This is a genomic window from Nonomuraea jiangxiensis (assembly GCF_900099965.1).
Classification (GTDB): domain Bacteria; phylum Actinomycetota; class Actinomycetes; order Streptosporangiales; family Streptosporangiaceae; genus Nonomuraea; species Nonomuraea jiangxiensis.
Genome location: NZ_FNDJ01000030.1, coordinates 1 through 25111, shown reverse-complemented (window position 1 = coordinate 25111; position 25111 = coordinate 1). Strand labels below are relative to the sequence as shown.

General features: G+C 70.8%; 24 protein-coding genes. 17 read left to right on the top strand and 7 right to left on the bottom strand.

Annotated features, from left to right (window positions below; all coding sequences use genetic code 11):
- The first annotated feature begins 23 nt into the window (after positions 1-23).
- Complete coding sequence (locus tag BLS95_RS43585; RefSeq protein ID WP_090945486.1) at positions 24-1088, top strand: uroporphyrinogen decarboxylase/cobalamine-independent methonine synthase family protein; 1065 nt, start codon at positions 24-26, stop codon at positions 1086-1088.
- A gap of 28 nt (positions 1089-1116) precedes the next feature.
- On the opposite strand, the gene BLS95_RS43580 is transcribed toward BLS95_RS43585, so the two are convergent.
- Positions 1117-2091 carry an Acg family FMN-binding oxidoreductase gene (locus BLS95_RS43580; RefSeq protein ID WP_090945485.1) on the bottom strand — a complete coding sequence of 325 codons (975 nt, stop codon included), beginning with the start codon at positions 2089-2091 and terminating at the stop codon, positions 1117-1119.
- A 253-nt stretch (positions 2092-2344) separates the two neighbouring features.
- Here BLS95_RS43580 and BLS95_RS43575 point away from each other — a divergent pair, with 253 nt between their 5' ends.
- Together BLS95_RS43575 and BLS95_RS43570 are read left to right on the top strand one after the other, a co-directional pair.
- On the top strand, positions 2345-3001 hold the full coding sequence (locus BLS95_RS43575) for a helix-turn-helix domain-containing protein (protein ID WP_090945484.1): 657 nt from the start codon (positions 2345-2347) through the stop codon (positions 2999-3001).
- Positions 3002-3126: 125 nt separating this feature from the next.
- Positions 3127-3981, top strand: a complete 855-nt coding sequence (locus tag BLS95_RS43570) for a universal stress protein (RefSeq protein WP_245765651.1) — start codon at positions 3127-3129, stop codon at positions 3979-3981.
- A gap of 12 nt (positions 3982-3993) precedes the next feature.
- On the opposite strand, the gene BLS95_RS43565 is transcribed toward BLS95_RS43570, so the two are convergent.
- The gene (locus BLS95_RS43565; RefSeq protein WP_218136267.1) at positions 3994-5385 is read right to left on the bottom strand and encodes an FAD-dependent oxidoreductase; all 1392 of its coding nucleotides are present in this window, start codon (positions 5383-5385) and stop codon (positions 3994-3996) included.
- Positions 5386-5585: 200 nt separating this feature from the next.
- On the opposite strand from BLS95_RS43565, the gene BLS95_RS43560 reads away from it, so the two are divergent.
- Positions 5586-8219: a caspase family protein gene (locus tag BLS95_RS43560; protein ID WP_176993694.1), complete on the top strand. Its 2634-nt coding sequence runs from the start codon at positions 5586-5588 to the stop codon at positions 8217-8219.
- Between the two features lie 74 nt (positions 8220-8293).
- Here BLS95_RS43560 and BLS95_RS43555 read toward each other — a convergent pair whose 3' ends face one another.
- Positions 8294-9325: a LacI family DNA-binding transcriptional regulator gene (locus BLS95_RS43555; protein ID WP_176993693.1), complete on the bottom strand. Its 1032-nt coding sequence runs from the start codon at positions 9323-9325 to the stop codon at positions 8294-8296.
- 138 nt (positions 9326-9463) lie between these two features.
- Between BLS95_RS43555 and BLS95_RS43550 the strand changes: the two genes are divergently transcribed.
- The 8 genes from BLS95_RS43550 (at position 9464) to BLS95_RS43515 (ending at position 18828) form a co-directional block, all read left to right on the top strand.
- Entirely contained in the window at positions 9464-10537 is a 1074-nt protein-coding gene (locus tag BLS95_RS43550) for a Gfo/Idh/MocA family protein (protein WP_090945481.1), read from the top strand.
- Entirely contained in the window at positions 10534-11523 is a 990-nt protein-coding gene (locus BLS95_RS43545; protein ID WP_090945480.1) for a Gfo/Idh/MocA family protein, read from the top strand. The genes BLS95_RS43550 and BLS95_RS43545 overlap by 4 nt, the downstream gene beginning before the upstream one ends.
- The gene (locus tag BLS95_RS43540) at positions 11520-12563 is read left to right on the top strand and encodes a Gfo/Idh/MocA family protein (RefSeq protein WP_090945479.1); all 1044 of its coding nucleotides are present in this window, start codon (positions 11520-11522) and stop codon (positions 12561-12563) included. Before BLS95_RS43545 ends, BLS95_RS43540 begins: the two co-directional genes overlap by 4 nt.
- On the top strand, positions 12560-13663 hold the full coding sequence (locus BLS95_RS43535) for a Gfo/Idh/MocA family protein (protein ID WP_143044123.1): 1104 nt from the start codon (positions 12560-12562) through the stop codon (positions 13661-13663). The genes BLS95_RS43540 and BLS95_RS43535 overlap by 4 nt, the downstream gene beginning before the upstream one ends.
- A gap of 42 nt (positions 13664-13705) precedes the next feature.
- Positions 13706-15043, top strand: coding sequence for an extracellular solute-binding protein (locus tag BLS95_RS43530; protein WP_090945477.1), 1338 nt, complete (start codon positions 13706-13708; stop codon positions 15041-15043).
- A gap of 61 nt (positions 15044-15104) precedes the next feature.
- A complete protein-coding gene (locus tag BLS95_RS43525) occupies positions 15105-16001 on the top strand; it encodes a carbohydrate ABC transporter permease (protein ID WP_090945476.1) in 897 nt (298 codons plus the stop codon).
- Entirely contained in the window at positions 15998-16822 is an 825-nt protein-coding gene (locus BLS95_RS43520; protein ID WP_090945475.1) for a carbohydrate ABC transporter permease, read from the top strand. The genes BLS95_RS43525 and BLS95_RS43520 overlap by 4 nt, the downstream gene beginning before the upstream one ends.
- A gap of 2 nt (positions 16823-16824) precedes the next feature.
- Positions 16825-18828 (top strand): beta-galactosidase, encoded by a 2004-nt coding sequence (locus BLS95_RS43515; protein WP_090945474.1) that lies wholly within the window; start codon positions 16825-16827, stop codon positions 18826-18828.
- A 19-nt stretch (positions 18829-18847) separates the two neighbouring features.
- Here BLS95_RS43515 and BLS95_RS43510 read toward each other — a convergent pair whose 3' ends face one another.
- Both BLS95_RS43510 and BLS95_RS59335 read right to left on the bottom strand, forming a co-directional pair.
- Positions 18848-19447, bottom strand: a complete 600-nt coding sequence (locus BLS95_RS43510; RefSeq protein ID WP_090945473.1) for a DUF488 domain-containing protein — start codon at positions 19445-19447, stop codon at positions 18848-18850.
- Between the two features lie 2 nt (positions 19448-19449).
- Positions 19450-20910: an aminotransferase class I/II-fold pyridoxal phosphate-dependent enzyme gene (locus tag BLS95_RS59335; RefSeq protein WP_090945472.1), complete on the bottom strand. Its 1461-nt coding sequence runs from the start codon at positions 20908-20910 to the stop codon at positions 19450-19452.
- 81 nt (positions 20911-20991) lie between these two features.
- Here BLS95_RS59335 and BLS95_RS43500 point away from each other — a divergent pair, with 81 nt between their 5' ends.
- Entirely contained in the window at positions 20992-21774 is a 783-nt protein-coding gene (locus BLS95_RS43500) for a helix-turn-helix domain-containing protein (RefSeq protein WP_090945471.1), read from the top strand.
- Complete coding sequence (locus tag BLS95_RS43495; RefSeq protein ID WP_090945470.1) at positions 21771-22073, top strand: antibiotic biosynthesis monooxygenase family protein; 303 nt, start codon at positions 21771-21773, stop codon at positions 22071-22073. Before BLS95_RS43500 ends, BLS95_RS43495 begins: the two co-directional genes overlap by 4 nt.
- Positions 22074-22124: 51 nt before the next feature.
- On the opposite strand, the gene BLS95_RS43490 is transcribed toward BLS95_RS43495, so the two are convergent.
- Positions 22125-22748 (bottom strand): TetR/AcrR family transcriptional regulator, encoded by a 624-nt coding sequence (locus BLS95_RS43490; RefSeq protein WP_090945469.1) that lies wholly within the window; start codon positions 22746-22748, stop codon positions 22125-22127.
- 73 nt (positions 22749-22821) lie between these two features.
- Between BLS95_RS43490 and BLS95_RS43485 the strand changes: the two genes are divergently transcribed.
- The 3 genes from BLS95_RS43485 to BLS95_RS43475 are packed head-to-tail and all read left to right on the top strand — an operon-like array spanning position 22822 to position 24653.
- The gene (locus tag BLS95_RS43485; protein WP_090945468.1) at positions 22822-23370 is read left to right on the top strand and encodes a GNAT family N-acetyltransferase; all 549 of its coding nucleotides are present in this window, start codon (positions 22822-22824) and stop codon (positions 23368-23370) included.
- On the top strand, positions 23367-24428 hold the full coding sequence (locus BLS95_RS43480; protein ID WP_090945467.1) for a ThiF family adenylyltransferase: 1062 nt from the start codon (positions 23367-23369) through the stop codon (positions 24426-24428). Before BLS95_RS43485 ends, BLS95_RS43480 begins: the two co-directional genes overlap by 4 nt.
- A 45-nt stretch (positions 24429-24473) precedes the next feature.
- Positions 24474-24653 (top strand): hypothetical protein, encoded by a 180-nt coding sequence (locus tag BLS95_RS43475; RefSeq protein ID WP_090945466.1) that lies wholly within the window; start codon positions 24474-24476, stop codon positions 24651-24653.
- 140 nt (positions 24654-24793) lie between these two features.
- Here the strand turns inward: BLS95_RS43475 and BLS95_RS43470 are convergent.
- The coding region (locus BLS95_RS43470) for a transposase family protein (protein ID WP_143044122.1) at positions 24794-25111 on the bottom strand (318 nt) is incomplete at its 5' end.

The following is a 25111-nucleotide window of genomic DNA, read 5'->3' as shown; positions in this document are numbered from 1 at the left end:
GGTGGGCGATCTATGGTCGCGTCATGGGCATTCCGACCGAGCCGATCGGCAGCATCCCCCGCTCTCCCGAGCTGCTGGCCGCGCTGCAGGCGCACGCGCAGGGCCGCATCGACGACGCCGAACTGGCCGCATCCACCGACCAGGCGGTGGCCGCCACCATCAGCCGGCTTGAGGAGCTCGGCTCGCCGGTCGTGACCGACGGTGAGCAGGCCAAGCCGAGTTTCGCGACCTATCCGATCTCGGGGCTGCCCGATCTCGCGCCGGACGGGGCGGTGATCCCGTTCGCCGACGGGCACACCCGGCAGTTGCCGCGCCTGACGGGCGGGCCGTTCCGGTACACCGTGCAGGCCGCGCGCTACCTGGAGACCGCGCGACGGTACGCGAAGGTGCCGGTCAAGCAGGCCGTCATCGCGCCGTCGGCCCTCAGCCTGCTGTACCCGGCCGGCGGCATCGACGGCTACCCGCGCGAGACGTTCCTCGACGACCTCGCCGACCAGGCCGAGGCCGACATCCGCGGCTGCCTGGACGGCGGCGCGCACATGGTGCAACTCGACTTCACCGAAGGCCGCCTCGCGCTCAAGCTCGATCCCTCGGGCGGCGTCCTGGACGACTTCGTCGCGCTCAACAACCGGGTCCTGGAACGCTTCTCCGGCGGCGAGCGGGCGCGGATCGGCGTACACACCTGCCCGGGCGGGGACCAGGACTCCACCCACAGCCTCGACGTGGACTACGCCGGCCTGCTGCCCAGGCTGTTCCAGCTCAGGGCCGGCGCCTTCTACCTCCAGCTGGCCGGCGAACCCGACCCCGAGAAGGTGCTGGCCGTCGTCGCCGAGCACGCGCCCCCGGACGTACGCATCTTCGTCGGCGTGGTCGACCCGGTCGATCCCGTCGTGGAAACGCCCGAACAGGTGCGCGATCGCGTCCTGACGGCCGCCCGCCATCTCCCGGCCGACCGGCTGGGGACCTGCGACGACTGCGGGTTCTCGCCCTTCGCCGACGACACCTCCACCTCCCGCGACCTCGCCTTCGCCAAGATCCGGGCCCGGGTCGAGGGCACCGCCATGGCCGCCCGGGACCTGGGCCTCTGAGCCTCCACCTGCCGCCGCGGGACGTTGGTCACTCCAGAATGTCGGTGAGCGGGCGGCGGGGGACGTCCTTGCTGTCGAAGGTGACCCCCAGCCGCATGACCATCTGCGGGTACTCACCGGAGCAGAGCTCCTGGCGCAGGAACTCCCGCAGCAGATCCAGCTCCAGGGCCTGCGTGTGGAAGGCGGCGCTGACCCCGTGCGCGGAGGCGTGCAGCAGGACGCGCTGCAGCGCCTGACCGGCCGCGATCCACTCCTCGCGGCCGTCACCCCGCGTGGTCACCACGGCCACCACCCCGGTCGACACCTCGGCCGGCTCGGCGCGCGTGCCCCAGCCGTGCCGCCAGGAATACCGGCGCTGCGGAAAGTCCGGCTCCGTCGGCACCGGCTCGCGCGGGTAGGCCTCGGCAGGCACCCCGTCGGTACGGGTGCTGCCCGGTGGCCGGGACCAGCGGATGAGCTCCAGGCTGAACCGCTCGTCCTGCGCCTGAACGCCCTGAGCCGCCTGCGTGAGCGCCGCGAGCACGTGCACCGCGGCCGGCGCGCGGATGGGCGTCAGCTTGGCGCCCTCCCTCATGGCGCCCCTGGCCAGCGACTCGATGAGCCGGTCGGGAAGCGGTACGTCGGCGAAACCGGCCCGATGGGTACGCCGCCGCTCGATCTCACCGCCGAGAACCCGTGTCAGCTCGTCGGCCTCCAGCTCCTCACCCGGCCGGATCGTGGCCACCAGGCCCGGCCGGTCGGGATCGGGCAGGATGCGGACGGCGGGTTCGTAGCCCTCGCAGCGCATCGCGGTGCTCATGGTGAACAGGGCGGCACCGCAGCTGATCAGCAGCTCCCGGCCGGCGGCGTCACTCACCGGAAGCTTCCTGGAGGTGTCGGCCCGCAGGCTGATCTCCTCCCCGGTGACGGCGAAGGACCAGGGCTGGGTGTTGTGCACGGACGGGGCCCAGCGGCCGGCTTCCACCGCGGCGTCCAGTGCCCGCTTCGGCGATCGGATGCTCATGGTGCACCTCCAGGAGACGATGGGCTCAGCGCATCACACCGCGGGCGCCCGGCGAAGCACGCCGGCTCCTGGTTTGCCAAGCCTTGTGTCCACCACCATCATGTCCCCCCTGGTGGTCGAGCCGTTCCGCCCGAAGGGTCGGGCCGAAGGACCCTGTCCGGTACGGCAGGCGAATGGGTAGCTTCCCCCCAGGCAGAGCGCGTCAACCACGACGTGCCGCCGGTCACGTCATCACCATGGGGAGGACACGCTCATGACACACACCGGCGACTTCGGGCGTCGCATCACCCATCACCGTACGAGGCTCGACCTCACCCTGGAACAGGTCGCCGACCGCGCGGACATGTCGGCCGGCTACGTCCAGTACCTGGAAGACCACCTGGGCACCCCCGACATGGGCACGGTGACCCGGCTGGCCGGGGCGCTGGAGACCACCGTGGCGGACCTGCTGGGCGGCGGCCGGGACCGCCCGCCAGGACCCGGCCCGGCCATGGCCGAACCGGTCCTGGAGGTGCTGGAGCCCGAGGAGTGCCTGCGCCTGATCGCACCCGGCGGGATCGGCCGGGTCGCGTTCCAGGGCTCGTACGGGCCCACGGTACTGCCCGTCAACTACAAGCTCCACGACGGCGCCATCGTCTTCAGGACCGCGCACGGCGGCCCCATGGACAAGGACCTGAGGACCGGGCTGGAGGGCGTCGAGATCAAGATCGGTTTCCAGGTGGACCGGATCGACGAGGCCCAGCGCGCGGGCTGGAGCGTCCTCGTCCAAGGGCCCGCCCACCACGTCCCTGACGACGAACTGGCCACCGTGACCGATGCCGAGGTCACCCCGTGGGCGGGCGGCGAGCGCCACCTGTACATCCGCGTCGTGCCCCACCAGATCACCGGCCGCCGCATCCACGGCCTCTGAAGCCGGCCGGCGCCGGCCGAGTGCCCGCCGGTGACGGCAAAAGCCGGCCAGGAAATGTGAAAGCTTTCAGTACCGGCCCCTCGCGGCCTGCCCCACAGCCTCGCGGTCTGCCGAGAGTGGGAGGTGTGAACGACACCTTGGGCGTGGTCATCGGCTACGACGGCTCCGACCACTCGATGCAGGCCCTGGACTGGGCGATGGACGAGGCCGAGCTCCGTACCCTTCCTCTCACCGTCTGCCATGCCTGGCATTGGCCGTACGGCGAGGGGGACCAGGCGGCCCGTGACTCGCTGCAGCGCGCGGCCGAGCACGTGCTGTGGCACGGAACCGACTGCGCGCGAGCCAGCGCTCCCGGGCTTGACGTGCGAGCCGACCTGTACGAAGGGTCGGCGGCCGGGCGGCTGGAGGAACTGTCGGCCGATGCCGAACTGCTCGTGGTCGGCTCCCGCGGACCGGGCGCGGTGGCCCGGACCCTCACGGGCTCCGTGGCCTCGCATGCGGTGGCCCATGCACGGTGCCCGGTGATCGTCGTACGCGGCCGGGGATCGCTGCCACGCAGGCCCCACCCCGGGCCGATCGTGGCGGGCATCGCCGACGATGACAAGGCCGACGCGGTGCTGGGCTTCGCCTGCGCGGAAGCGGCCATGCGGCGCCTTCCGCTGATCGTCGTCCATGCCTGGCACCCGCCTCCGGTGGCCTGGGGCGGCGTCACCCTGCCGGCCCTCGACCCGCTCGCCGTCCGGAACGCGGCCGAGGATTGGCTGACCCGGGTCCTCCTGCCGTGGCGGGAGCAGAACCCGGAGCTCGCGATCGAGGCGCGCACGCCGCATTCGCGAGCCGGCGAGGCACTCGCCGAGGTGGCCGACGCGACCTTGATCGTGGTGGGGAGTCCGCGTGGAAGGTTCGGCTCGGTGACGGCGACCCTGTTGCGGCACTCGCCCTGCCCGGTGGCGATCGTCAGGCAGGAGGCTCGCCCCTGACGCACCCCAGGTCTAGCGGATGAGCAGCGAGCGCAGCACTATGCCGGGCTTGGCCAGGTCGTTCGGATGCCTGAGCATGGAGACGACCTCGTTGAACACCCGGGCGATCCGCACGTCCGTGACGGTGGCGTTGAGCACCCGGTCCGCGATCGGCTTCGTCAGCGCGTAGCCGGGCGGGTAGGGCCCGTCCACGTGCGGCAGCGCCAGATCGGCGGACGTGGACGTGGTCCAGGCCGCGTCCACCACCACCTTCTGCAGGGCGAAGAACTCCCGGGCCGGCGCCCGCAGGTCCGGCGCCGACCGCAGGTACATCGACAGCGCCGCCGCGTGCAGCGCCGCGGACGTCATCCCCTGGCCGTACACCGGGTTGAACGACGCGACCGCGTCGCCGACGCTGACGAGGCCGGCCGGGAACCGCCGCAGCGCGTGGTAGTCCCGGCGGCGGCTGTCCGGGTGACGGTAGGTGGCGATGTCGCCGATCAGCTCCTCACCGGCCAGGGCGGCGAACTCGGGCGGGAAGTCGGACCGCATCCGGCGCAGCAGGTCGTCCCGCGTGCTCCCCGGGCGGTCGTCGCCGTAGCCGGCCATCATGAGCATCCACCGGTCGTCCTCGACGGCGAAGAAGGCGACCCCGGCCACGTCGACTCTCGACTTCTCCGTGTACGCGCTCATGACCACGGTGTGCTCCGGATTCTGCTCCCGCCTCCGGAAGTACGCCGTCGCGTAGTTGAGGTCGAGCGTCATCCGCCGTAGCGGCGGGCGTTCCCAGCCGCCCTGCTCCAGCCAGTCGGACAGCCTGCTGGAACGTCCCATGGCGTCCACGACGAGGTCGGCGCTCTCGACACCGTCCATCCCGTCGGAGTCGGTGCGGACCCCGGTCACCGCGTCGCCGTCGATGACGAGTCCGGTGCCCCTGGCCTGCACCACCTTGACGTTCGGGAGCTGGAGCACGCGCCGGCGGACCAGCCCTTCCAGGAAGGGGCGGCTGCCCGCCAGGATCTCGCTCTCGTCGGGCACGACGACCTTGCGCCGGCCGTCCACGTAGGTCACCCTGCTCTCGGGCGGCACCGCGACCGCCCCGAGCGCCAGAGCCTCCCGGTTGAAACCCGGGAACAGGCGTTCCAGGTGGAGGAGGCCGCCGGGGAGCAGCGCGTGTAACTGGGTGCTCTGCGGCACGCCGCGCCGCGGTCCGGTCCCCCGCAGCTCGTCCCGATCGATGATCACGACGCTGTCCGCGTGATCGGCGAGCACCCGCGCGGCCAGCAGCCCGGCGATGCTGCCGCCGAGCACGACGGCCTTGCCGATCACCGGGTTCGGACGTTCGGGCGGCCACAGCTCGGTGATCGCGGCGAAGACGCGGGCAGGTGATGCGGTCACGATGATCTCCTCCAGCAGGGCGGTCATTCAGCTTCCGGGTCATGAAATAGACGGCATGCCAGCCGTTTTCGTGACGGACCTGCCGGACGAATTTTCCCGGACCGCCGGCCACGGCCCAACTCCCGGCCTCTCCTTCCCCGTACGGCTGGTGACTCGCCGTGACCCCGGTGCTTAGAATGCGGCAGGCACCGTTCTCAAGGTGTTCCGCCCTCCCCCGGAGGTGGCTCATGGCCAGCGAGACGATCCAGCTGCAGGTGCGCGTGATCGACGCCGCCGCCGATCCTCAGGAGCTGGACTCGGCCACCGCCAGTCTGAGGAACGACCTGCTCGAACTGGACGTGGTGGTGAGCGCGGGCACGGCGGGAGAGGCCCCCGAAGGCTCCCGGGCGGTCCTGTCGTTCACTCTCGGCGGCATGGTGATCGCACTGGCCGGCACGGAGCTACTGGCCTCGATCGTGAACGCCGTGACCGCCTGGCTCAATCGCCACCAGCACCGTTCGGTCAAACTGGAGGTCGACGGCGATGTGCTGGAGCTGACCGGCATCCGGGCCGTGGAACAACGCGAGCTCACCGAGGTCTGGTTGCGCCGCCGCAACCAGCCGGACGCACCCGGGCAGGCCGGCCGGCGCCTCGCGCTGATCGTGGCCAGCGACGAGTTCCGCGATCCTGGGCTGCGGCGCTTGCGGGCGCCGGCACTGGACGCCGACGCCCTGACCAGGGTGCTGGGCGACGAGAACATCGGCGGGTTCGACGTCCGTACGATGCTCAACGAGCCGACCGCCGTGATCAACGAGGCGGTGGAGGAGTTCTTCGCCGACCGTCACCCCGACGACCTGCTGCTGCTGCACTTCTCCGGTCATGGCGTCAAGGACGACAACGGCGAGCTGTATTTCGCCACCCCCAGCACCAAGCTCAACCGGCTCGGCGCCACCGCGGTGTCCGCGGAGTTCGTCAACCGGCGGATGAGCCGCAGCCGCTGCCGGCGCATCGTGCTGCTGCTGGACTGCTGCTACGCGGGCGCCTTCGCGCGCGGCGCACTGCCCAGGGCGGGCTCGGACATCCACGTCGAGGAGCAGTTCGGCGGGCGCGGGCGGGTCGTCATCACCGCCTCCAACGCCCTGGAGTACGCCTTCGACGGGCCCGACCTCGCCGATGCGCAGGAGACGAGCTCGCCTTCGGTGTTCACCAGCGCGCTGGTGGAAGGACTGGAGACCGGCGAGGCCGACCAGGACCAGGACGGCTATGTGGGCATCCAGGAGCTGTACGACTTCATCTACGACAAGGTGCGGGCCGTCACCCCCAAGCAGACGCCGGGCAAGTGGACGTTCGACGTGCAGGGCGAGCTCATCATCGCGCGGCGCGGCCGTCCCGTGGACCGGCCCGCGCCGCTGCCGAGCGAGTTGCAGGAGGCCATCGACCACCCGATCGCCAAGATCAGGGAAGGGGCGATCGACGAGCTGGCCCGGTTACGGCACAGCCGGCACGCCGGGCTCGCGCTCGCGGCGCGGCTGGCTCTGGAGGAGCTGACCCACGACGACAGCCGGTCGGTCTCGGCCGCGGCGACCCGCGCCCTCGGCCTGCCCGCCGCGTCATCCCCTCCCGCGCCATCCCCTGCCGCGCCATCCCCTCCGCCAGCATCCCGTCCGGCTGCATCCCCTCCGCCAGCAACCCGTCCGGCTGCATCCCGTCCGCCTGCATCCGCTCCGCCTGCATCGGCTCCGGCTGCATCCGCTCCCGCTGCATCCCCCGAGGTTCCCGGCCCGGCGGCCGCGCCTCCCCGCGCCGCCGCGCCACCTGCCACTCCCCCTACCTCGCCCCCTGTCTCGTCCACCGCCGCGCCTCCTGCCGCGCCTCCTGCCGCGCCCGTGGCCGTGACAGGCGCCACCGACCGCGCGACACCTGCGGATGCCGATGGCGCCGCGGACGTCGGCCGTGACACACCCGTGGACGTCACCCGTGCCGCCTCGGCGGATGCGGCGTCCGGCACGCTGAGCGGCCAGGCATGGCCGGCCCTCGCGCTGCGTGGGGTGGCGCTGCTGTCGGGACTGCTCTTGATGCTCGGCCCGGGGTTCGCCCCTGTGCTGGGTGGCCGCGAGCTGGTCGCCGACTACCTGATCTGGTACTGGTTCCTCATCGCGGCGGCGTTCGCCGTCGGCCTGCTGCCCGAAGGCCGCCGGCGAACCGTGGGTCTCGGCGCGTCCGCCGCTCTGGCCGCGCTGCACCTGGGGGTGTTCGCTCACCTCCAGTATTTCACCGGCACGGATGTCCTCACCGTGGTGGCCGCCATGCTGATCCTGGCGGTCGTGTTCACGGAGACGGCCCTGGCGCAGCCCGGCCGCGAATGGTGGAAAGTGGCCGGATCGGCCGGCGGGCTGCTCGCCCTCGTCATGATCTACGTCAACCAGCGCATGTCCCGCGACATCGCCGATGATCCCGGCGAGGAGACCCCGTGGCTGGTGGTGTTCTCGGCCGTGGTGCTCTTGCTCGGCTATGTCGTGACCCGGCTCATCCGGGGCTGGAGAGCGGGAGAGAAACGGCCGCCGCTGGTGCTGGGCGCGGTGGCGACGTTTCTGGTCTTCGCGGACGTGTGCGCCATCTACCTGATGGAGGGCGGCTCCGACTACCCGCAGATCCCCGCGTACCTGCCTGCCCTGCTGGTGCTGCTGCTGATGGCCGCACAGACGCTGGAGGACCGGCCGGAACTCCTGGTGGCGGTCCAGCTCACCGTCATCGCGGGCATGGTGCACAACCTGGCGCTGGTCCGCACCTGGCCGGTGTTCGTGACCGTGCTCTTCGCCGCCGCGGTCTGCGCCGGGGCAGCCGTCTACCTGCCCGGCAGACGCGCGGCTCGACCACGGTGACAGTCGCTCCAGGCCGTCGGTGCTCGGACACGCGAACCCGACGGCACGACAGGTGACCTGGTCCTGCCTGGCTTCTAGGCCGGTGGTGTTGAGGCGCGCAAGATGATCTCGGTGGGGAGGATCACCCGGCGGGAGGTCGGCGGGGTGTCGCCGATCATGGAGAAGAGCATGTGGGCGGCGGTGCGGCCGATGTCGTGGAGGGGCATGCGGACCGTGGTCAGTGTCGGGGTGGTACGGGCGGCGAAGGATCTGTCGTCGAATCCGCTCACCGCCACGTCGTCGGGGACTCGCAGGCCGAGGGCGTGGGCGGCGTCCAGGACTCCGGCCGCTATCGTGTCGGAGCCGCAGATCACACCCGTCGGGCGCGGCGACTCGCGCAGCACGGTCGCGGCCTCGGCCGCTGCGGCTTCGGTGTCGAAGGGAACGCGGACTTCGCGGGCGGAACGGATGGTCTCGCCCGCCTCTTTCACGCCTTTCCAGAAGCCGGCCGAGCGCAGGCGGCAGGCGGAGACGTGGGCGGGGCCGTTGAGGAGGACCAGGTCGTGGCGGCCCGCCTGGAGCATGTGCCGGGTCAGGTCGTGGGCGGCGACGTCGTGGGTGCAGTCGACCCAGCCGACGCCGTCGAGCCGGCTGCGGTGGCCGATCAGTACGGTCGGCGCGCCGATGCCGGTGAGCTGCTTGATCAGCGGATCGCGGGCTCCGGCGGCGGGCAGGACGACGCCGTCGACCCGGCGGCGTACGACGGTGTCGACCACGTGCGCGGCCTTCTGGGACGACATCGTCAGCAGCAGCACGTCGTAGCCCGCCCGTTCCGCTTCGTCGCCGAGCGCGCCCAGCAGAGCTGGATATATGGGGTGCATGACGACCTCGGAGGCGTGCAGCGGGAAGACCACGGCAAGGGTCTGACTGCGGCCGGTGGAGAGCATGCGGGCGGTCGGGTCGATCTGGAACCGGTGCTCTTCGACGATCTCTTTGATCCGCAGCCGGGTCGCCTCGCCCACGCCCGCCTGGCCGTTCATGGCGCGGGAGACCGTCCCGGCGGATACGCCGGCGATGGCGGCAATATCCCTGATTGTTAGCTTTCCGTCCTTTTTAACGGTAATCATCCCATCTCTGTGTGCCGGCATGAAATGTGTACGTAACCTCTTGTGCCCGCTTCCGGCAGGGTCCACTATACAACGCAACCGGTTGAGTAAACCGGTTGCGTAGCACGAGGCACGAGATGGACTCGGAGGGATCCTGCCTTGACTGACCTGGGGATCGGCATTGTCGGGCTGCACAACCACTACCACGCGTACCCGTTCGCGGACTATCTGCGAAAGGGTGTCGACGGGCTCCGGCTGGTGGGGGTCGCGGACGAACGGACCGATTTGGCGAAGGAATTCGCGGCGACGTACTGCGACGGAGACTGGACGGGCGACTACGCCGAACTCATCCAGCGGGACGACGTGGACGCGGTGATCATCACGTCGTACACCTCGGCGCACGCCGACCACGTCGAGCTGGCCGCGGCGGCCGGCAAGCACGTGCTGCTGGACAAGCCCATCGCGACGACGATGGCCGACGCGCGGCGCATCGTCGCGGCGAGCGGCCAGATCAAGATCATGATGGCCTACCTGCTCCGTTACCTGCCGGCCTACCGGCGGGTGCTCGACGCGGTCCGGCAGGGGGCGGTCGGAGATCTGGTGTCCGGGTTCTACTCGATCAGGTTCCCGGTCGGCGCCATCACCGACAGCCCGCACACCGATAGCCAGGGCTGGTACGCCGACCCGATCCGCGGGGGCGGCGGCGGCTTCCTCGACCACGGTGTGCACTTCACCGACTTCTTCCGCTGGTTCTTCGGCCAGGAGGCGGTCGCCGTGACCGCGCACATCGGGTCGCTCACGTACCGCGACCTGGGGGTGGAGGACTACGGCATCGCGACCTACACCATGGACGGCGGCGCGATCGTCACCGTCGAGAGCACCTGGCACGCGCCGGACTACTTCGGGCCGCTGTCGAGCCCGGACCACGCGTCGCTGAGCGGCACCCGGGGCGAGATCGAGCTGCACTATCAGAAGAGCCCGCAGATCGAGTTGCAGGGCGTCGACGAGCCGTGGACCGGCCGCCAGTACTTCGACCTCGTCGGCGAGGAGCGGTACGAGGCGTGCTACCGCGACCTGCTGGTGGCCTTCGCCGACTACGTGAACGGCGGCGAGCCCGACGGGGTGCCGACCGCCGAGGACGGGCTGCGGGCCCTGGAGATGATCCTCGCGGCGTACGAGTCGCATCGCACGGGCACGCGCGTCTCGCTGCCGCTGGCGGAGGGTGTGCGATGAGCGAGGTCAACGTCGCCCTCGTGGGCGCCGGGCGGATCGCCCGCGTGCACGCCGCCGCCTACCAGGGACTGTCCCTGGGCCGGCTGGTGGCCTGCACCGACCCGGTCGAGGCCGCGGCCGAGGGGCTGGCCCGCGACTTCGGGCTGCGGGTGGCGCCCGACCTGGACGCGCTGCTCGCGGACCCGGACATCGACGCCGTCGTGATCGCCTCGCCCAACGCGATGCATCCCGATCAGACCATCGCCGCGCTGCGGGCGGGCAAGCACGTCTTCTGCCAGAAGCCGATCGCGCTCACCGTCGCCGAGGCGGACCGGGTGGTGGCCGAGGCTGCGGCCGTGGACCGCGTCCTGCAGTTCGGCTTCATGCTGCGGTTCACCCCTCCCATGCCGCAACTGCGGCGGCGGATCGAGACCGGCGAGCTGGGCACGATGATCGCCTCGCGGGCGGCCGTGTTCGGCTGGGAACCGTCGAACGACTGGTTCTACGACCCGGCCCAGGGCGGCGGAGTCATCCTCGACACCCTGGTCCACTTCGCCGATCTCGTGCTCTGGCTGTTCGGTCCTGCCAGGACGGTGTACGCCGACGGCGGCGCGTACGTGCTCGACGGCGCCCGCCGCTTCCGCAGCCCCGACAACGCCACCGTCCAGGTCAGGCACAGCTCCGGCGTGGTGACCAGCATGTACGTGTCGTGGACCGCCGGTCACGGCAACTTCACCCTGGAGACGTACGGCACCGGCGGGAGCGCGGCCGTCGACCTGGTGCACTCCCAGACCATGCGCACCTTCACCCGCGGCGAGTCGCGATGGGGGTTCCCCGACCTGGTCTGGGACTACGGCTACCAGGGTGAGCAGCGGCACTTCGTCGAGCGGGTGGCCGGGGTCACGAAGGAGCCGATCGGGGTCGGCGCGGCCGAGGCCCGGGACGCGCTCGCGCTGGTGCTGGCCGCGCAGCGGTCGCTCGACGAGGCCCGGGTGGTGGAGCTGTGATCGGCGTCTGCGTGGTGGGCGCCGGATTCTGGGCGCGGGAGATGCACCTGCCCGCCCTGGCCCGGATCCCCGGCGTCAAGATCACCGGGGTGGTCGCGACCAGCGAGGAGTCGGCGAAGTCGGCGGCGGCCCCCTACGGCGCACGCGCCTTCACCGATCTTGAGCAGGCGGTCGCCGACCCCGGCGTGGACGTGGTCGACATCGTGGCGCCCCCGGACGTGCACCTGCCGGCCGTGCTGGCGGCGGCGGCGAACGGCAAGCACGCGATCTGCATCAAGCCGCTCGCCCGGAACCTGGAGGAGGCCGACGCCATGCTGGCGGCGGTCGAGGCCGCCGGGACCCGGCTGTTCTACGCCGAGAACGTGCCGTTCATCCCCGCCGTCCAGGAGGCCAAGCGGCTGGTCGACGCCGGGCACATCGGCGAGGTCTTCCGGGTCAAGGCCTGCGAGGGGATCGGGGCGCCGCACTCGGAGTGGTTCTTCGATCCGGAGCGCAGCGGCGGCGGCGCGATGCTCGACATGGCGGTGCACAGCCTGGAGTTCTGCCGGTTCTTCGCCGGCGCTCCCGTACAGGGGGTTTACGCGGACGCGGGTACCTTCGTGTGGGGCGAGCGCACCACGGCGGAGGACACCGCGGTGCTGACGCTGCGCTTCGCCAACGGGGTGCTCGGCCAGTGCGAGGACAGCTGGAGCCTGCCGGGGGCGATGGACTCCCGTTTCGAGGTGTTCGGCACGGCAGGCCGTATCCTCATCGACAACCTGCATAGACAGCCGTTGCAAGTGGTCAGCGCGACGGGGTCGCCGGTCGGCGGCGCGGGGTGGTCGTTCCCGCTGCCGGTGCCGGGGCTGCTCGCCGACGGGCATCTGGACATGCTCACCCACTTCGCCGACTGCGTCCGTACGGGCCGGCCCTCGGTGTCCGAGGGTCGGGTGGGACGCGACGTGCTGGCGGTCGTCGACGCGGCGGCCCGCTCCCTGGCCAGCGGACGCCGGGAGACCGTTCGATCAAACATTCGTACGAATCAAGGGGAAATATCGTGATCCGGGTTGGGATGATCAGCTGGGCGCACGTCCACGCCGAGTTCCGGGCGCGTGCCCTGGCCGAGATCCCCGGCGTCCGCGTCGTGGCGATCTCCGACGACGACGAGACCCGGGGCCGCGCCGCCGCCGCACGCTTCGGCGTGGACGACTTCGTACCGGACTGGCGGGACCTGGTGACCCGCGACGACATCGATGTGGTCATGATCCACTCGGAGAACTCGCGCCACCGCGACCAGGTGATCGCCGCGGCCGAGGCCGGCAAGCACGTCTTCTGCGAGAAGCCGGTCGCCACCACGGTCGCCGACGCGACGGCGATGGCCGCCGCGGTGCGCGCGGCCGGCGTGGACGGCACGGCCGCGTTCGTCAGCAGGTTCAGCAAGGAAGCCGACCGGGCCAAGCGCATCGTCGACTCCGGCGCGCTCGGCCGGATCCTGCTCACCCGCGGCTTCATCGGGCTGGCCGGGATCGCCGAGATCGGCTGCCCGCCGGACATGGTCGCCTGGATGTCGGACCCGGCGCTCGGCGGGGGCGGCGCCTGGATCGACGAGGGCTCGCACGGCATCGACCTGCTGCGCTGGCTGGTCGGCGACATCACCGAGGTGACGGCCATGACCGCCAACCGCGCCAAGCCGGGCCTGGACGGGGAGGACATCGCGGTCGCCCTGGTCCGCTACGCCGACGGGGGACTCGGCGAGGTCGGGACCGTGTGGAGCCTGGCCGCCGACATCGGCATGCGGAACTCCCTGGAGATCTACGGCACCGAGGGCACGCTGGTCATGCGCGCCACGGACCCGTTCCCCCGGGTGGAGGTCTACCGGTCCGGCGAGGACCCCCTGTACCGCGGCTGGACCACGCCGCACATCGAACCCGACGTCAGCGAGCCGCACGACTACGGCTCATGGCCTCCCCACGTGCACCACTACAAGAGGGAGGTCGCGTCCTACGTCCATCGCGTCCAGAACGACCTGCGGCCGTTCGGCCCCACACTCGATGACGGCCTGGCGTGTCTGGCCGTGATCGAGGCGGGTTACGCCTCGGCCGCCGCGGGAGGCACGGCCGTGCCCGTGGCCAGGGACGCGCTCATCACCGGTACGGCCTGACGTGCCGGGCAACCCGCTTGTCGATCAAGAAGGAGAGGCCGTATGTCCCCACGACGACATTCATCCCGGCACCGGCTGGCGCTGGCCCTTCTCGCCGGGCTGACCCTGACGGCCTGCGGCGGTGGCGGCGGTGGCGGTGCCACGACCGGGCAACCCGACGCCGCGCCCGCGACCCCCGGCGGCCCGATGGGCCGGTTCGCCGGCGAGGAACTCGTGCTCTCCCGGTGGGCGGGCGACCCGTGGACCAGCGGCCAGAAGCAGGCCGCGGCCGAGTGGGCGAAGGCCACCGGCGGCACGCTCGACATCGACGCCGTGCCGTACGAGAACCTGCACGACAAGCAGGCGCTCACGCTGACCGGCGCCGGCGGCTACGACCTCCTGTACGTGCACCCCAGCTGGTTCGGCGAGTTCGCCAAGGCCGGCCACCTGGCCCCCATCGACGGCTACCTGGCCGACGCCAAGCGCAACCCGAGCGGGTTCTCGGCCGACTCCTACCTGCCCAACGTCCTGGCACAGGGCAAGTACGACGGCAAACAGTACTGCCTGCCCGACTTCGTCTCGACCACCCTGCTGGCCTACCGGAAGGACGTCTTCGACAAGGCCGGCCTGCCCGCGCCGCAGACGCTCGACGACGTGGCCGCCGCGGCGGCCAAGCTGAACGGCCAGGACGGGATGGCGGGCATCGCCCTGCCGGGCAAACGGGCCGGCGCCGTGGCCGACATCATGGGCTCGCTGCTCACCGCGCAGGACAACTGGTGGTACGGCCCCGACCAGAAGACCACCCTCGACAAGGCCAAGGCTGCCAAGGCCATCGACTTCTACGTCAAGGCCGCGAAGGCCGCGCCCAGCGGCGTACTCAACTTCCACACGGACGAGGCCGCCACGGCCGCCGCCCAGGGCAAGGCCGCGATGATCATCAGTACGACTCCGTCCCTCCATGCCCTGGAGGACCCGGCGAAGTCGGCGACGGCCGGCAAGTGGGGTTACGCGCCGCTGGCGTTCACGGCGGGCCGGCCGGCCGGTGAGCTGATCTACTGGAACTGGTGCGTCGCGGCCAAGTCCGAGCACAAGGACGCCGCGTACTCCTTCCTGCAGTGGTACACCAGCGGCGCGCAGCAGGCGAAGGTGGCCATCGCCGCCGCCACCGCCGGCGGGACCAAGGACTTCTACACCAACCAGGACGTCCAGGCGAAGCTGCCCTTCCTCACCGCGATGAACCAGGCGCTGACCACGTCCAACCCCCAGCCCAGCCTGCCGACCTGGCCGAAGGCCCAGGACCAGATCGAGCTGGCCGTGCAGGAGGCCATCCAGGGCAAGCTCACCCCCGACCAGGCGGCCGACGCGATGTTCCAGGCCGTCCAGACGACCCTTGGCGGCTAGCCGAGCGGCAGGTCCTGAGGCCGGTCGGCGGCCTTCGGACCTGCCCACCACGGGAGAAGTCATGGCATCTCGCACTCGCCGCCGCACCGGACGGGGGCTCGGCCACGCGATGCTCGGCCCGGCGCTGCTCCTGCTGCTGGCGCTGATCATCGTCCCGCTGGTCTACTCGGCCGGGCTGTCGGCCTACAGCTGGAAGCTCACCGACATCGACCTGCCCAAACAGTTCGCGGGGCTGGCCAACTACACGAGGCTGCTCGGCGACCCGACCGTGCGCACCGCGGTCCTGAACACGATCGTCTACGTGGTGGCCGCGGTCGGCTGCGAGCTGGTGCTCGGCTTCGTCATCGCCGCCGCGCTGTTCGAGATGACCAAGGGCCGCCGCCTGGCCAACGCCCTCATCCTCCTGCCGATGATCATCGCTCCGGTCATCACGGCCCTGCTCTGGCGTTACCTGCTGGATCCACAGTTCGGACTGGTCGCGCAGGTCATGGGCGTCTTCGGCGCCCCGAGCGGGATCGGCTGGTTCGGCGACCAGCATCTGGCCCTGCCCGCGCTGATCGTCGTGGACATCTGGCAGTGGACGCCCTTCGTGATCCTGATCCTGCACGCGGGCATGCTCTCGATCGGGCAGGAGCAGTTCGAGGCCGCCAGCATGGACGGCGCGAGCCGGCTGGTGGTGCTGCGGCGGATCATGCTCCCGGCCATCGTGCCGCAGATCATGATCGTCCTGTTGTTCCGCACGATGGACACCTATCGCATCTTCGACACGGTCTTCGTGCTGACCAAGGGCGGTCCTGGCCTGGCCACCGAGACCATCGGCCTCTACACCTACCGGACCGGATTCTCCTACTTCGACATGGGTTATGCCATGGCACTGAGCATCTTCATCCTCGTCACGGTCGTCCTCGTGTCGAGCGTCTACATCAGGCTGCTGCGCCGCCGGGAGGTGCTCCGATGAAGCGTCGTGACTGGTGGGTGATCGGGTGCTACGCGGTCGTCGCCGTCTTCCTGGCCTGGGTTCTCGTGCCGATCCTCACCGTGGTGCTGAACTCGGTCAAGTCGCCGCCGGACATCTTCTCGGCGACGCCGCGCCTGGCGTTCACGCCGACCGGGGACAACTTCGCGAAGGTCCTCGGCGAACTGCGGTTCCAGGACTACCTGGTCAACAGCACCCTCGTGGCGCTGGGCAGCACGGCGTTGTCGATCGCGGTCGGGGTTCCGGCGGCGTACGCGCTGGCCCGGTTGCCGATCCGGGGGCGTGAGTGGTGGGCGTGGCTGATCCTTTTCACCCGGATGGTGCCGGCCGTGGCGCTGGTCGTGCCGATGTTCGTGATCTTCCAGAGCGTTTCGCTGCTCGGCACGTACGCGGCGCTGGTGGCCGCGCACACCACCTTCAACCTGCCGATCGTCATCTGGATGATGCGGTCGTTCTTCGAGGAGCTGCCGCCGGACCTGGAGGAGGCCGCGCAGGTCGACGGGACCGGCCGGTTCGGGGCCTTCCTGCGGGTCGCGCTGCCGCTCACCACGCCGGCTCTGGCCGCGACCGGCGTGCTGTGCCTGCTGTTCTCGTGGAACGAGTTCCTGTTCGCGCTCGTGTTGTCCGGCCGCGACACGCAGACGGTGCCGATCGGCGTCGCCTCGTTCATCGGGACCGTCTCGGTGGACTGGGGTGGCAGCTCGGCCGCGGCGGTGCTGGCCATGGTGCCGGTGTTCGTGCTCGGCCTCGCGGCGCAGCGCTTCCTCGTACGTGGCTTGACCTTCGGAGCAGTGAAAGGCTGAGGATGACCATCATCGGCGCGCAGTACTACCGCCCACCGAACCCGCCGCGCGAGGACTGGGACCGGGACCTCGGCCGGATGCGGGCGGCCGGGCTCGACACGGTCAAGTTCTGGGCGTGCTGGAGCTGGATGAACCCGGCGCCCGGCGGCTTCGACTTCGCCGACCTCGACGAGCTGATGGACCTGGCGGCGCGGCACGACCTCGGCGTGGTCGTCAACACGATCCTGGAGAACGCGCCCTACTGGCTGGAACACCGCCTGCCGCAGGCCCGCTACCTCGACCACGAGGACCGGCCGGTACGGCTGGTCGCCGCCATGAACACCCCCGGAGGAGGCTGGCCCGGCCTCTGCTTCGACAACGAGGAGGTGTGGGCGGCGGCGGAGGACTTCCTCAGGGCCTTGGCCGACCGTTACCGGGGCCACCCGGCGCTGCGCGTCTGGGACGTATGGAACGAACCCCACCTGGAGCCCGCCTCCTACCACCCCGGCCGCGTCTACTGTTACTGCCCGGCCTCCCTCGACCGTTTCCACAAGTGGCTGCGCGACCGGTACGCCACCCTCGGCGAGCTCAACACCGCCTGGTCGCGCCGCTACTCCTCCTGGGACGAAGTGGCCCCGCCCCGGCAGTTCGAGTCGGTGCCCGACATGATCGACTGGCGGGAGCACTGGTTCGCCAACCTGGCCGGCTGGCTCGACCGGCGCTGCGCGATCGTCCGCGGGGCCGACCCCGGCACACCGGTCATGACGCACGTGGCGTTGAGCGGTTTCACCGGCCAGCTGGCCACCCACACCCTGGACGAGTTCGACCTGACCGGGCCGGTGGATCTGTTCGGCACGTCGAGTTTTCCGACCTGGCTGATGGGCGACGACCCGGTCGAGCACCTGTTCAACCTCGACGCGGCGCGGGGCGCGGCCGGGGGCAAGCCGTTCTGGCAGGCGGAGTTGCAGGGCGGGCGGGGAAGGCGGGACGGCTACCGCGGCACCGCCCATCCCCGGGCGGACACGGTCGCGTTGTGGATGTGGAACGCGGTGGCGTCCGGCGCGTCCGGGGTCGTGTTCTGGCAGTGGCGGCCCGAACTGCTCGGCCCGGAAAGCCCTGGTTATGGCCTGTGCGCGCCGGACGGAGAGTTGACCGATCGGGTCCGGGCGGTGAGCGACTTCGCGGCCGTTGTCGCGGACTGGGGGGAGGTCGTGCCTGAGCCGGGGCGTACCGGTCTGCTGGTCTCCCGGCGTTCGGCTCTGCACGCGTTCGCCACCGATCGTGGTATGGATCTTTATCGGGACGCGGTGATGGGGGCGTACCGGCTGCTCGCGGACGCCGACGAGCCGGTCGAGGTCCTGCACGACCTGCGACTGGAGGCTGAGGGGGTGCCCGAGCACATCGAGGCGATCCTGTGGCCGATGCCCGCCACGGCCTCCACCGGGCTGGCCGCCGCTCTCGACGCGTTCGTCCGCCGTGGCGGCATCCTCGTGTCCGAGGCCGCCCCCGGCGAGTACGCCCCGGGCGGGGCCCGGCGTCCGCGGGTGCCAGGCGCTGGCCTCGACACGTTGTTCGGTGTGCGCCAGATCGACGCCGATCTCGCCGCGGATGACCTGTCCGTTCATCTGGAGGACGGGACGATCCTGCCGGCCTGCTGGCAGCGTGATCTGCTGCGCCTGGAAGGGGCGGAGGCGGTGGCGTACTTCACCGACGGCTCACCGGCCGTCACCCGCAACCGGACGGGCGACGGGCAGGCCATCGTGGTGGGCACCTACCCGTCGCTGGCCTACGCGGGGCACGGTGCTCCGTCACTCAGATCGGCCCTTTCATCCCTGCTGGGGATGCTCCAGAGGAGGAGGACGCTCACCTGGCACACTCCCGGTCCCGGCCTGTACAGCCGTCCCGTGACCGTCGGAGGCCGTCGCGCCGTCATCGCGATCAACTGGACGGAGAAGGACCAGGAAGCCGGCTGCGCGCACGACACGATCAACGTACCCGCGCGCTCCGGGCGGCTCCACCTGCTGTGACGGACGTTGGCGCGGTGGGTCAAGGCCGGGCGGGTACGCCGGGGAGGGTGTCGGGCACGTCGTACACGGGCCATCCGTCGGGCCCACGGCGCACGGTGGGATGTGGCCGATAGGCATCCTGGCGACCGAGGTCGATGAGGTGCACCACGGTCGCCCCCCGCATCGCGAGCGCGTCGGCGAGCAGCATGCGGTGGCAGTGCCACCAGAGGGTCTCCGCGCACATCACCACGAGACGTTCGGCGCCGGCGCGCGCCACCAGTTCGTCGACCGCCGCCCGGAACTCGGCGGTGTCCATATGATCGGCGTATCCGGCGAAGGCACCATGGCGCAGGGCGGTGTGGCGGGAGCCAGGGAGCGCGGTACGGCGACCGCCCAGGGACCGCCCGTGCCATTCGTAGCCGATGCCCGATCCGGCGAGGGCCTCAGCGAGCGCCTCACGACCGAAGTGCGGGTGCCGCCGAGATCCAGGGAATCTGCGCACGTCGGCCACCACCGACACCGACGCCTGACTCAGGACCGCCAGGAACGCGTCGATCGGCCGCGCCCCATGGCCCACGGTGAAGACCAGGCGAGCATCACTGCTCCCACCCGCCCCCGCCGTCGCGGCAGACCGCTGCATGCTCAGGCGACCACGCGGACCGACTGCAACGAGGGGTCGGCGGCGTCCGGAATGACCATGCCGCCCTCCAGCCCGCTGTGAAGGTAATCCAGCACGTCCCGGGTGAGGCGCTCCCCCGGCAGCGCGGCCGGGATGCCGGGCGGATAGGGGGTGAGCAGCTCGGCACTGATCCGCCCGCTCGCCTGCTGCCAGGGCACGTGCTCGACCCGGCAGAAGAACGCGTCCCGCGGCAGCATGGCCTGCTCCAGTCGCAGCTCTGAAGGCGGCGGGATGCGCAGCGGAGGGGCAGGCGGCAGATCGGAGGCGCGCCGGGCGAGGTCGTCCAGCGCCCGCAGAAGCCGGTCGGTGCTCTGCTCGTCGTCGGCGTGGGTCAACTGGACCCCGATACGGCGGTGGTCGGACACCCCGACATTGATCTGGTGGCGCTCACGCAGCCGGTCGGCGACCTGGTAGCCGCCCGTGCCCAGGCCGCTCACATCGACCATGAGCTGCAGCGGGTCGGCGTCGAAGGCGCGTCCGGGGCCGCAGAAGTCGTCGCGGCCGTGCACGTGCAGGCCGCTGATCTCCTCGATCCGTTCCCGCGTCGTCTTCGCCAGCGAGAGCGTGCGGTCGTAGATGGCGTGGCCGTGTTCGACCATCTGCCGGCGCCAGCCGTCCAGGGCGGCATAGACCAGCACCGACGGGCTGGTGGTGCTGAACAGGTCGGCCCGTTCCTTGAGCAACTCGGGTGCGATCAGGTCGCCCTGGAGATGGAAGACGGAGCTCTGCTCCAGGCCGGAGCCCATCTTGTGGATGCTGGTGACGCACACGTCCGCGCCGGCGTCCATCGCCCAGGTCGGCAGGTCGGCATGGAAGGGCAGGTGCGCGCCCCAGGCTTCGTCCACGATCAGCGGCCTGCCGTGTTCATGACAGATTCTGGCGATGGCGGCCAGGTCGGTGCACGTGCCATACGGCGTCGGTGTGACGACCAGGGCACCCTTCGCGTCGGGGTGCTCGGCGAACGCCGCAGCGAACGCCTCGGGCGCCGGCGGGTGGGCGAGATGCAGTTTCTCGTCCCATCGCGGCTCCACCCACACCGGGCGGATCCCTGACAGAACCAGGCCCGCCACCACGGATTTGTGCGCGTCCCGGCCGATCAGGAGCTTCTCGTCAGGTCCCGCGACCGACAACATGGACGCCTTGACCGACAGGGAGCTGCCGCAGGTCGAGAAGAACGTCTGCTCGGCGCCCACCGCATGCGCCATCAGCTGCTCGGCCAGTTGCAGGAACCCTCCCGAGCTCGACCGGTCGTCCAGGCCGCCGACCGAGAGCACGTCGGAGCGGAACACCGCTTCGCCCAGCACCGCGCTGACCCGCGGATCGACGCCCCGGGCCTGCTTGTGGCCCGGCGGGGTGAAGGGCAACTGCCCGCTGTCGTGGTATGCCTGCAGTGCCTCCAGGATCGGCGCCTGAGATTGATCCATGGGCCCCCTTTGCCCCATGGCGGGAGGCGGAAACGGCTTCTTGCCGACGGTTGACCTGGATGCTCTGGCTAGTCTCGGGACATGCACGAGCGGACGGTGAGGCGGGTCGCCGCAGGGGACGGGTTCGTGGTGGAACAGGTCCGGTTCGACGCGGTGGACGAGGAGTGGTCGGCACCGGAGGCGTCCGGGGAATACCGGCTGATGTTCGTGTGGCAGGGCGCGTTCCTGGCCCGCGTCGACGGGCGGGAGATGCGCGCCGACCCCACCATGGCCTACCTCACCGCGCCGGGCCAGGAGCACAGCATCGCGCACCGGGTCGGCTCCCCCGACGTGTGCACCGCGCTGCGCTGCGCGGGCTCCTTCTTCGACACGCCGCCCCAGGGGGGATGGTTCCCGGTGACGGGAGCGATGGCGGTGGCGCACCGGATGCTGACCGCCGGCCTGGCCGACCCGGCCGAGGCGCTCGGCACCCTCCTGCACGCGCATCCGGCGGGGACCGGCGGGGGCGGGGCACGCGCGGCGCTGGCGGAGCGGGCACGCCGGTTACTGAGCGAGGATCCGGCTCTGTCGCTGCGGGCGCTGGCGGGCTCGTTGAGTTGCTCCCCGTACCACCTGAGCCGGGTCTTCCACCGCGAACTCGGCCTCACCATGGCCGCCTACCGCAACCGGGTGCGGGTCCTGCGTGCTGTCGCGGCGCTGGAGGCAGGGGCACGGGACCTGGCCGGGCTGGCCACCGAGCTGGGCTTCGCCGACCAGGCCCACCTCACCCGCACCGTACGGGCCGAGTGCGGCACCCCGCCCGCCGGATTGCGCAAAATTCTTCAAGCGGCGGCCGTAATCCGCCCACCAGACTCTGAGGCATGATCGCACGAGTTTGGCGGGCCACCGCCGCGCACCCCGGTCAATACCGCCGCGTCTTCGAGGAGGAGGTCCTGCACGATCTCCAGGAGGTGCCCGGCTTCCGTGGCGCGTACCTGCTGGCGGACGGCCCCGAGCTGGTCACGCTCACGCTCTTCGACTCGATGGCCGCCGTACGGCGGTTCGCCGGGGACGGTTACGAGCACGAGCACGTCACCCCGGCCGCTCGCGCCACCCTGCTCAGGTCGGATCCGGCGGTACGGCACTACGAGGTACTGGCCCAGGCTGACGGGCCCGGCGGCTGACGAAGCCTCGGCATGGCCGGACCGGTCGCGGCGACGGAACCGCCCCGGCCGCTATGAGTCCGGCCCCGGCGTGCTCGGCTGGTGCTGCCGCGGTGCGACGAGACGCAGGTAGTGCTCGATCGCGGCGGAGACGCGCGCGAGGTCGCCGGTGGCCAGGAGATCGAGCAGCGCGCCGCGCAGGACGGCCAGAGCCAGGGTGCGTTCGGCCGTGGCCGTCGCCGTGGTGAGGTCCGGGAACTGGGCCTCGGCCAGCAGCTCCAGCCAGTCCTCGACCGTCTGCCGGGCGAAGTCCGCCCATGGGCCCTCCGGCTCGATCAACGAATGCGCGTACGCCTCGAACCAGAGCTTGAGCAGCGGCCGCGTCGGCTCCGCGGACAGCCATTGCCAGGTGGCGCGTACCGCGGCGGTCAGGTCACCGCGTTCGCCGACGTCCTGGGCCAGGGCTCGGGTACGGGCGAGGAACTCCAGCTCATCGCTGCGCGCCCGGGCCAGCAGGGCCTTGGTCAGCCCCTCCTTCGAGCCGAAGAGAAACAGCAGCACGCGAGGGCTGGAGCCGATGGCGGTCGCGAGCGGCCGCAGGGACAGCCCCGCCAGCCCCTGGTCCAACACGTAGACGTAGGCCCGTTCGAGCAGTTCCTGCTGGCGGGCGGAGGCGGGTCGCGCTGTCTGGCTCATAGGGCTACTCTGGCACTGAAACGACTGTTTCAGTTATCGAGGCGTGAAAAATGCCGAGCCGTATGGAGCTGCCATGGGACACCAGCCGACCGCAATCCCGTCGATCCGCCGCCTGGGACAGCCGGGTGACCTCGGCTGGGTGGTGATGGCCCACGGCGAGGTCTACGCCACCGAGTTCGGCTGGAACGCCGACTTCGAGGCACTCGTCGCGCGCATCGTCGCCGACTACGCCACCGACCACGACCCGGCCCGCGAGGCCGCCTGGATCGCCGAACTCGACGGCCGCCGTGTCGGCTGCGTCTTCTGCGTCGCCAGCGATCAGACCACTGCGCAGCTGCGCATCCTGCTGGTCCACCCGGACGCGCGCGGGCACCGGCTCGGCGCCCGGCTGGTGGACGAATGCCTCACCTTCGCCCGCCAAGCCGGCTACGAACGCATGAAACTGTGGACCAACGATCCCCTCGTCGCGGCCCGCCACATCTACCTGTCGCGCGGGTTCGACCTGGTCGAAGAGGAGGAGCACCACAGCTTCGGCGTGGACCTCGTCGGCCAGGTCTACGAACGGGACCTGCGCGCGCCGACGACCGCGGCCGGCAACGCGATCGCGCAGCCTGCCCGATGACCGCGACCCTCACCCTCGACCACTTCGCCGACGCCCTGGCCTCCCCCGGCCTCGCCCCCGAGCACAGCTGGCGACCTTTACTGGTGCGGCTGGCCGGCGGAGAACACCCACGATTCAGCGCTCTGTGCCGCCGGCACGGCATCACCATCCTGGACACGATCGACCGCCAACTCGACGAACTCGCCTCACTGCGGCCATCGTCGGGCGAACGACCGGAAGTGCCAGGCGACCTGGCGGCGTACGGGTGCTGGGCCTATCTCCCCTGGACAGCGCAGGTCGCACACCTGCTGCCCCCCGACGAATACCTCCGGGTCGTGACGGACCGCAACCGCAACAAGATCACCCGCGCCGAACAACTGCTACTGCGTACGAAACGCGTCGGCGTGCTGGGCCTGTCGGTGGGCGCGGAGGCGGCGGTCACGATCGCCCAGGAACATCTGTGCGGACACCTCGTGCTGGCCGACTATGACCGCCTGGAGCTGTCCAACCTCAACCGGCTCGGCGCCGGCCACGCCGACATCGGGCAGTTCAAGACGCGCATCGCCGCTCGCCGCATCGCCGCGATCGACCCGTACCTCCAGGTCACCCTCCTGGAGGAGGCGATCGACCAGGACAACGTCGAGGACTTCCTGCACGGCCTCGACCTGCTGGTGGAGGAATGCGACGGCGCCGCGGCCAAGTACGACACCCGTACGGCCGCCCGCCGGCTCGGCCTGAACGTCGTGTACGCGGCCGACGAGCGCGGCTTCCTCAGCGTCGAGCCCTACGCCACGCACCCCGAGCTGCCCCCGTTCCACGGACTGGTCGGCCCCGGCCTCGCGACCTCGGCCGACCGCTTCACCGCCCTGGTCGCATGGCTGGGCGGCCTATCGGCCCTGTCCGCACGCTCCCAGGAGTCGGTCGGGCTCATCGGAACGGACCTGTCTGGATATCCGCAACTCGCCGGGGAGGCCCGCTACGCCGCCGGCCAGATCGCCCACGTCGCCCGCCGCCTCCTGCTGGGCGAGCGCCTCCCGCCCTTCCACGGCCACCTGGACCTGTCCGAAGCCATCACCTGACCACCCACGAGTCGAACAAGCACCACCATCAAGGGAAAACGCATCATGTTCCTGGCCTACTGCGGCGAATGCGGTGATCGCTTTCTGCTGCCCGCCAACCACGTCATCGGCGTTCACAACCTCGACATCGGGGTCATAGCCGTCGAGCTCACCTGCTACGAAGGCCATCACATTCTCCTGATCAGCGGGAACGACATCGACATCCCCGGACCCGCCACCGTCTGAGAGCCGCCACCGTGCTCAGCCCCGTGGCGAACCCGGCCTGCGAGAAGCCACCTGCCCGCGGTCACATGCACATCCCGCCCGGCGGGACATCCCGGTTGGCCGCCGGCGGCGGAAGAACTCCCGCAGACATTGACGTGATCTCAGCGAATTGTCGGTAGGTAGTTGTGCTCGAAATGGGTGAGCACAAGGGCGGCGCGGGCGATGTCGCCGATTGTGCTGGGGCTGGCGGTAATGTGCTGGAGGATCCGCCAGCGGCCTTTGAGCAGGGCGAATCCGCGTTCGCCGAGACATCGCAGGGCGCGTAGGAGCCGGTTGTAGGTGCGGTTGTCCGGGCTGAGAACCTGGTTGCCTTCGGGCTGTTTGATCGGCGTATGAATGCCGATCCCGGCGCCGTCGTAGCCGCTGTCGGCGAGGGTGGGCAGGCCGGCTGCGGCTGCGGCGTACAACGCGCCCAGCAC